We start from the raw sequence: 8,242 nt of genomic DNA, 5'->3' as shown, positions 1-8,242 counted from the left end.
ATCGGGCCGCGCGGTTGGCGAAGGCCGATCTTTCCACCGGCATGGTCGGGGAATTCCCCGAACTGCAAGGCGTGATTGGGCGCTATTACGCCCGCCACCAGCAGGAAGATGAAGCGGTGGCGCACGCCATCGCCGATCATTACGCGCCGGTCGGCCCGTCCGACCGGGTGCCGACCGCGCCGGTTTCCCGCGTGGTCGCGCTCGCCGATAAGCTCGATCTGCTCGCCGGGTTCTTCGCCATCGACGAAAAGCCGACCGGCTCGAAAGACCCGTTCGCTCTGCGCCGCGCCGCGCTGGGCTTGCTACGGATCATCACCGAGAATGGTTTGCGCTTACCCCTGCGCCCCGTGCTGGATGCGGCAGTATCGCTTTATGGTCCGCAGGTCGAAAAACTCGATACGGCGGCGACGGTCGATGGGCTGCTTGCTTTCCTCGCCGACCGCTTGAAGGTCACGTTGCGCGACCAGGGCCAACGCCATGATCTCATCCAGGCCGTGTTTGCCCTCGGCACCGAAGATGATGTCGTGCGGCTGCTCGCGCGCGTCACGGCGCTGAGCGATTTCATCGCAACCCCCGTGGGGGCCGATATGCTCGCCGCCTTCCGCCGGGCCGCGAATATTCTGAAAATCGAAGAAAAGAAGGACGGTCGCCCTGCCCAGGAGACCGTCTCGACGCCTTTGCTTGCCCAAGCAGAGGAAAAAGCCTTGGCCGACGCGCTGGAAGCGGCATTGCCCGCCGTGGAAAGTTTGGTGGCTGAGGAACAGTTCGTCGAGGCGATGAAAACGCCTTGGCGCGCTGCGTGATCCCGTTGACGCGTTCTTTACGCATGTGACGGTAAATGCGGACGATACGGGGGTGCGCGCCAATCGCTTGGCGCTGCTCGCCCGCTATCGCAAAACCTGTTCGGCCATTGCCGATTTCGGGGTGATTGAAGGTTAGAGAGACCCGCCCATCGGGTCCGCTTTTTCATCGGGGTAAGGGGAACATGATGGTAGACGCGACGGCGACGCAGAAGTGGGTTTACAGCTTCGGCGACGGAAGCTCGGAAGGTCATTCCGGGATGCGCAATCTGCTCGGCGGTAAGGGCGCAAACCTTGCCGAAATGAGCAATCTCGGCCTGCCGGTGCCGCCGGGCTTTACCATCACCACCGAGCTTTGCACCTACTATTACGCCAATGGCCGCCAGTATCCGGCGGAGCTGAAAATCCAGGCCGCAGCGGCCCTGGCGACGGTCGAAAAGATCGTTGGTAAGGTGTTCGGTGATGCCACCAATCCGCTGCTCGTCTCGGTGCGCTCCGGCGCGCGGGCCTCGATGCCGGGGATGATGGATACGGTGCTGAACCTCGGCCTCAACGATGCCACGGTCGAAGGGCTCGCCAAGCTTTCGGGCGACGGGCGTTTTGCCTACGACAGCTATCGCCGCTTCATTCAGATGTATTCGAACGTGGTGCTCGACATCGACCATCATCATTTCGAAGAAATCCTGGACCGGCATAAGGACGAAAAGGGCCATTCGCTCGACACCGACCTTTCGGCAGACGATTGGCAAGAGGTCGTTGCCGACTACAAAGCCGAAGTCCAGCGCACCCTCGGCCGCGACTTTCCGCAAGATCCGCACGAGCAGCTTTGGGGCGCGATTGGCGCGGTGTTCGCGAGCTGGATGAACCAGCGCGCGATTGTGTACCGCCGCCTGCACGAAATCCCGGAAAGCTGGGGTACGGCGGTCAATATTCAGGCGATGGTCTTCGGCAATATGGGCCAGGATTGCGCCACGGGGGTTGCGTTCACGCGCGATCCTTCGACGGGTGAGAATATTTTCTACGGCGAATATCTCATCAACGCCCAAGGCGAAGACGTGGTGGCGGGCATTCGCACGCCGCAGCAGATTACCGTTCAGGGCAAGATCGCCAATCATTCGACGCTACCCGCGATGGAAGAATCCATGCCGCAGGTGTTCGCCGAACTGGCGGCGGTCCGCGATAAGCTGGAGCGGCATTTCCGCGACGTGCAGGATATCGAGTTCACCGTTCAGTCGGGCAAGCTCTATATGCTGCAAACCCGCAGCGGTAAGCGCACGGCGGAAGCCGCGCTCAAAATCGCCGTCGATATGGCGAACGAGGGGCTAATTACCCAGGAAGAAGCCATTCAGCGCGTCGAGCCGCGCAGCCTCGATCAGCTTCTGCATCCGCGCCTTGATCCCAACGCGCCGCGCAATCTGCTAACGCGCGGCCTGCCCGCTTCGCCCGGCGCGGCCTATGGGCGCGTGGTGTTTTCGGCGGATGCGGCGGAAGATTTGGCGAGCAAGGGTGAAGCCGTCATTCTGGTGCGCATCGAAACCAGCCCGGAAGATATTCACGGCATGCACGCCGCTAAGGGCATTCTCACTACGCGCGGCGGCATGACCAGCCACGCGGCGGTGGTCGCACGCGGCATGGGCCGTCCCTGCGTCGCCGGGGCGGGGGAAGTGCGGATTGATTATGCGGCGGGAACGCTGTCTTTACGCGGCACAATCGTTAAACTCGGCGATTACATTACGCTCGATGGCAGCACCGGCGAAGTCTTCGTCGGGCAGGTACCGACGCTGCAACCGAAGCTTTCGGGCAGCTTTGCGACGCTGATGGGCTGGGCCGACGCCAAGCGCACGATGAAAGTGCGCACCAACGCCGAAACCCCGCTGGATGCCCGCACCGCGCGGGAATTCGGCGCGGAAGGCATCGGTCTGTGCCGCACCGAACATATGTTCTTCGACGCTGACCGTATCATCGCCGTGCGCGAAATGATTATGGCCGACGATGAAGCCGGTCGCCGTGCCGCGCTCGCCAAGATTCTACCGATGCAGCGCAGCGATTTCGTCGAACTCTTCACCATCATGGCGGGGCTGCCCGTCACGATCCGCCTGCTCGATCCGCCGCTGCACGAGTTCCTGCCGCATACGGACGCGGAAATGCAGGAAGTCGCGGTGGCGTCGGGGAAAGATCTCGCCTTCGTCAAGGCACGCGGCGCGGCCCTGCACGAATCGAACCCGATGCTCGGCCATCGCGGTTGCCGCCTGGGCGTGACCTATCCCGAAATCTACGAAATGCAGGCGCGGGCGATTTTTGAAGCCGTGGTCGAAGTGCAGAAGACCAGCGGCGCGACGGTTGAGCCCGAAGTGATGATCCCGCTGGTGGCGACCCGCAAGGAACTCGACCTGCTGAAGGCCGTGATCGACCGGGTGGCGGGCGAAGTTTCGGCGGCGTCCGGCGTGAAACTCACCTATCTCGTCGGGACGATGATCGAGTTGCCGCGCGCGGCGCTGCAAGCCGGGAAAATCGCCGAATCGGCGGACTTCTTTAGCTTCGGCACTAACGATCTGACCCAGACCACCTTCGGTCTGTCGCGCGACGATGCGGGGAGCTTCCTGCAATCCTACCTGCGTCAGGGGATTCTGGAGGAAGACCCCTTCGTTTCGCTCGATCAAGAGGGCGTTGGCGAGTTGGTGCAGATCGCCGCCGAGCGCGGGCGCAAGACGCGGCCCGATTTGAAGCTCGGCATCTGCGGCGAACATGGCGGCGACCCCGCCTCTATCGCCTTCTGCCAGAAGGTCGGGCTGAACTATGTTTCCTGTTCGCCCTACCGGGTGCCGATCGCCCGCTTGGCAGCGGCTCAAGCGGCGCTTGCAGTTAGCTTTAATAAAGACAACCTGTAATACAGGTATTGCCAGCGGGGGTCAGAAAATGACCCCCGTTTTTTTCAGGCTGCCCAAGCTTATTCTATTTTGGGTAGATGCCTTCTTGAGATTGGGTCAAAAGTTAAATATTTCTTAAGATTTTAAAAAATGAAATTAGGAATTTGTTTATATTCATCGCCTTAGGCTTGTGACTAAAATCTCAGGACGGGCGGCGAGCGAAAGGGAGGGCATATGAGTAGCGGTAGTGCCCATCGTCTTTTCCTCATGCGGGCCGGTACGGTGCTCGGTGCGCTCGCCTTCATCGCTGCAGTGTTTTTGCAGGCCTCGGTGAATATTCGCAGCAATGAGGATACCGCCCAGCTTGCAACCTCGCGCGCGGCGGATATGACCACGCGGGCTTTGCGCTCGCTGATCGATCAAACCTTCGGGCAGGTCGATCAAGCCATTCAGCTCCTGGCACCCCAAATTGCGATTCCGGTGGAGCATTCCGATCCGGGGCTTTTGCAGTTGGATAGTCGCATCGGCCTCTTGTTCCGCACCTTGGATGCGGCGACGGGGGTTATCATTCTGGCGGCGGATGGGCAAGTTTTAGGGCGCTGGGGCGAGGAATTAGACGATCCGCTCGCCTCCGATCTGTACCGCGTTCCGCACTCGCACGAGAAATTCGAGGTCGCGTCGGTCGATCAAATGGGGCGGCCCGGCCGCGTCATTCTGGGGCGCTGGGTTGCCTCCGACATTACCGGCGCGCAGGCGATCATTCTGATTACATTAGATTTAAAGCGGCTGTTGCCGACGGATCTTGCCGACCAACTGGGGCGCGATGGGCGGTTGGGGCTGCTGGGGCGCGATGGCCTGACGACGGTCGTTCTTAAGCCGGGCCGTCCCGGTTTGCAGGCGGGAGAGCCGGTCGCCACCGCCGGGGGCGCGAGTTCCAAGATATCGCCGGTCCCCGGTCTGCTCCCCGAGGGGGCGCTCGACGGGGTTGAATTGGGTGAGGAACTTGTGTGGCGCGTCCCATTGCGCACGGTTGATCTCGATCTTTTCTTCAGCCTGCGCCCGGCTGAAGCGCTGGCGGCGGTGCGCGGCAGTGCGCGCAATGCCTGGGTTGTCGCCTATGCCGCCTCGTTTGTCGTGCTGGTGCTGGGCGTGGCCCTGATCGTGCAGCTCACGCGCGTCGAGCGCAACCGGCAGCGCTTGGACGCTCAAGATGCAGCCCTGCGCGCCAGCAACGCCAAGCTGGAAGCCGCGCTCGCCCACATGAATCAGGGCATTGTCATGTTCGACGCCGAGGGGCGCATCTTGCTCTATAACCGGCGCTATCTCGATATTTTCGGCTATGACCCCGACCGTTCCTATCTGAACTTCACGCTGCGCGACCTGTATGCGATGGCCGAGCAACTGGGCCGCCTCGGCCCGATGGTCGATGCCGAGCATATTCAGGCGCGGTTGGAGAGTTGGGAGAAGGGCCAGCGGCTGCAATTCATCCGTCAGCTCAGCAACGGCACCTATGTTGAGTGCCGACACGAGCCCTTGGCGAGTGGCTGGTCGCTCTCAACCTATACGGATGTCAGCGATTTGATTCGCACCGCCAATGCTTTCGCCAAAGCCAAAGACGAAGCCGAGCAGGCCAATCGCGCAAAATCGGCGTTTTTTGGCCAATATGAGCCATGAGTTGCGCACGCCGTTGAACGCGATTATCGGCTTTTCCGATGCGCTGATCGGCGGTTATTTCGGCCCGGTCGCGCCAAAGCACTTGGAATATTTGCGTGCTATTCAATCGTCGGGCCGTTATCTGCTGGATTTGATCGCCGATATTCTCGACATCGCTAAAATCGAAGCCGGGCGCTACGATTTGCAGCCAACGTGGCTGCTGGTCGAGGCCCCCGTGCAGGAAGCGCTGACGCTGCTTGCCCCGCGCGCCGAAAAAGCGCGCGTCGATCTGGTCGCCAAGATCCCCGAAGGATTGGCGCTTTATGCCGACGAGCGGGCGTTGCGGCAAATTCTGCTCAATCTGCTCAGCAACGCCGTGAAATTCACCCGCCCGCCGGAAGGGGCGCGCGGCACCGTCTCGGTTAAAGCCGTCCTCGCGCCCGACGGCAGCGGCGTGACCCTGACCGTGCGTGACAATGGCATCGGCATTCCGCCGGATATGCAGGAGGCGATTCTTCAGCCTTTCGTGCAGGTGGAGGCGGCGCAAACGACGGCGGATGGTGGCACCGGCCTGGGGCTGTCCATCGTGCGCGGCCTGCTTGAAGGGCACGGCGGCAGCCTGACGCTTGAAAGCGAAGTGGGATCGGGCACGGTGGTGCGCGCTTGGTTTCCCCATCCGCACGATCTGGAAGAGGGGAGCCATGCGTAACGGCGATGCCTGTCGGGAGTGCTCCTAAAGGCTTCTATGCATAGCAAATAGCCGCCGTCCAAACGGTTGCACCGCCACAGGATTTATCCTAGTCTCCGCCGCCTGAAGCCGTATAGGTCAGCCCACTTGGCGGAAACGGTAGACGCACCGGACTTAAAATCCGTTGGCCGCAAGGCCGTGCCGGTTCAAGTCCGGCAGTGGGCACCAAGGTTTCAGGTGGAATTAGGGGCGATAGTCGCCCCGGTGCTTGCATTCAAGCCCGCTCGGGCGCACATTGCCCCCCGCCTTTTGTGAAGGCGGCTGCGCGGATCGGCCCGAGTTTTATCGTTCGAGAGCAATTGTCGGTAAGGGACTTATCCAGCATGGCGCATGGCGCGGCAGACGGAAGTAAGGCAACCCTCTTCAAGCTGGCTCTCGCCGCGGTTGGGGTCGTCTTTGGCGATATCGGCACGAGCCCGCTCTATACGCTGCGGGAGTGCTTTACCGGGCATCACGCGCTACCGCTGACCGAGGAAAATATTCTCGGCATTCTCTCGCTCATAATCTGGTCGATCACCTTTGTCGTGACGATCAAATATGTGGTGTTCGTCACCCGCATCGATAATGAGGGCGAAGGCGGGGTTCTGGCTTTGCTGGCGCTGGCGCTGCGGCACGTCAAGAAGGCGCGCTACGGTACGGGAACGCTGGTGGCGCTGGGCCTATTCGGCGCGTCGCTCTTCTACGGCGACAGTGTGATTACACCCGCGATTTCGGTACTGTCGGCGATGGAAGGGCTGAAGATAGCAACGCCTTTCTTCGAGCCGTTCGTCGTGCCCTTCACGCTGATTCTCTTGACCGGCCTGTTTATGATTCAGGAGCGCGGCACCGAGAAAGTGGGGGCTTATTTCGGCCCCATCGTCGCGCTGTGGTTTCTGGCGCTGGCGCTGTGCGGGATTTATCAGATCATCGATAATCCGCGCGTGCTGCTCGCCGTGAGCCCTTCCTATGCGGTGAAATTCTTCATCCATCATCAGTTTTACGGCTTCTTCACGCTGGGCGCGGTGGTATTGGCGCTCACCGGGGCAGAAGCGCTTTATGCCGATATGGGCCATTTTGGCCGCAAGCCGATTGTGGCGGCCTGGGTATGGTTTGTGATGCCCGCGCTGATTTTGAACTATCTCGGCCAGGGCGCGCTGTTGATGCATAATCCGGCGGCGCTGGAAAACCCCTTCTATTTGGCGTTCCCGTCGTGGGCGCTGTACCCGATGGTGCTGCTCGCGACCTGCGCGTCGGTGATCGCCAGCCAAGCGGTGATTTCGGGGGCGTTTTCGATCACCCGGCAGGCGATGCAACTCGGCTATTCCCCGCGCATGGATGTGCAGCACACCTCTGAACAGGCCATCGGCCAGATCTATATTCCGCAGGTGAATTGGGGGCTGTACGTCATCGTCATCGGGCTTGTCGTGTCTTTCCAATCCTCGTCCAATCTGGCGGCGGCCTATGGCATCGCCGTGACGGGGACGATGGTGATGACGGCCCTGCTGTCCTATGTCATCGTCCGGCATAAATGGGCGTGGCCGCGCAGTTTGGCGCTTATGGTCGTCGGGCCGTTTCTGTTCGTCGATCTCGCCTTTCTCGGCGCGAACTCGCTGAAGATTCTCGATGGCGGCTGGTTCCCCCTGGTGATGGGGGCGATTCTCTTCTCGCTGATGGCGACCTGGAAGCGCGGGCGCGAGATTGTGGCGGAACGCTTGCAGGAGGGCACGATTCCGCTGGCTTCCTTCTTCTCGCGGCAATCGAGCAGCAAAACCACGCGCGTTCAGGGCACGGCGGTGTTTATGACCGCGAATAACCAGCAGGTGCCGTACGCGCTGCTGCATAACCTCAAGCATAATAAGGTGCTGCACGAGCGCGTGATTCTGCTGACCGTGAGCACCGAAAACGTACCCTATGTGTCCGACCGCGACCGGCTGGTGTTGCAACCCTTGGATCAGAATTTCTTTCGCATTCAAGTGCGCTACGGCTTTGCGCAAGATCCCAACGTGCCCGCCGTGCTCCAGCGCTGCAAAGAGTTGGGCTTGCCGATCAGCATGATGGACACCAGTTTCTTCCTGTCGCGCGAAACGCTGATTTCCACCATTCGCCCCGGTATGGCGCGCTGGCGCGAGCGGCTGTTCATCAGCATGGCGAAAAATGCCGTGAGCGCGACCGACTTCTTCAAAATCCCGGCGAAT

4 protein-coding genes, 1 tRNA gene and 1 pseudogene are annotated in these 8,242 nt (G+C 61.0%); all 6 read left to right on the top strand.

Annotation, left to right across the window (positions count from 1 at the left end; all coding sequences use genetic code 11):
• Nucleotides 1–939 (top strand): annotated as a pseudogene (glyS, locus tag VZ95_RS06815) (glycine--tRNA ligase subunit beta); the annotation flags it as partial.
• A 46-nt stretch (nt 940–985) separates the two neighbouring features.
• A complete protein-coding gene (ppdK, locus tag VZ95_RS06810) occupies nt 986–3,688 on the top strand; it encodes a pyruvate, phosphate dikinase (protein ID WP_232302525.1) in 2,703 nt (900 codons plus the stop codon).
• 213 nt (nt 3,689–3,901) lie between these two features.
• Entirely contained in the window at nt 3,902–5,341 is a 1,440-nt protein-coding gene (locus VZ95_RS21700) for a PAS-domain containing protein (RefSeq protein ID WP_084627622.1), read from the top strand.
• Nucleotides 5,331–6,029 (top strand): sensor histidine kinase, encoded by a 699-nt coding sequence (locus VZ95_RS06805; protein ID WP_052711553.1) that lies wholly within the window; start codon nt 5,331–5,333, stop codon nt 6,027–6,029. Before VZ95_RS21700 ends, VZ95_RS06805 begins: the two co-directional genes overlap by 11 nt.
• 120 nt (nt 6,030–6,149) lie before the next feature.
• A tRNA-Leu gene (locus VZ95_RS06800) sits at nt 6,150–6,236 on the top strand.
• Between the two features lie 155 nt (nt 6,237–6,391).
• Nucleotides 6,392–8,242: potassium transporter Kup (locus VZ95_RS06795; RefSeq protein ID WP_045775186.1), on the top strand; the 1,851-nt coding region annotated here is incomplete at its 3' end.

This window comes from Elstera litoralis (assembly GCF_000963705.1).
Taxonomy (GTDB): domain Bacteria; phylum Pseudomonadota; class Alphaproteobacteria; order Elsterales; family Elsteraceae; genus Elstera; species Elstera litoralis.
The sequence above is the reverse complement of the archived record's forward strand: the minus strand, read 5'-3'. Positions and strand labels throughout refer to the sequence as shown.